Below are 441 nucleotides of genomic sequence, written 5' to 3'. Positions count from 1 at the left end.
GGTTCAGCCCGTCCCCGGAACACGCCACAAATTCAACCTGCTCGCCCGCACCGGTACCGGTGCGGGCGGCCTGCTGCTGGCCGGTCATACCGACACCGTACCGTTTGACGATGGCCGCTGGACGCGCGACCCGTTCACCCTGACCGAGCACGACAACAAGCTCTACGGCCTGGGCACCGCCGACATGAAAGGCTTCTTCGCCTTTATCCTCGACGCGCTGCGTGACGTGGACGTGACGAAGCTGAAAAAACCGCTCTACATTCTGGCGACCGCCGATGAAGAGACCAGCATGGCGGGCGCGCGCTACTTCTCTGAAAACACGTCGATTCGCCCGGATTGCGCGATCATCGGCGAGCCGACTTCCCTGCAGCCGATTCGCGCGCATAAAGGCCATATCTCTACCGCCGTGCGCGTGCTGGGCCAGTCCGGCCACTCCAGCGA

The 441-nt window shown here is 63.7% G+C and carries 1 protein-coding gene; it reads left to right on the top strand.

Translation table 11 applies throughout. From position 1 onward, the window contains the following. Positions 1-441: M20/M25/M40 family metallo-hydrolase (locus IB245_RS28955; protein WP_192496364.1), on the top strand; the 441-nt coding region annotated here is incomplete at both ends.

It is taken from the genome of Pseudomonas sp. PDM02 (genome assembly GCF_014852285.1).
Lineage (GTDB): Bacteria > Pseudomonadota > Gammaproteobacteria > Pseudomonadales > Pseudomonadaceae > Aquipseudomonas > Aquipseudomonas migulae.
This window is presented reverse-complemented; position numbering and strand designations above follow the sequence as displayed.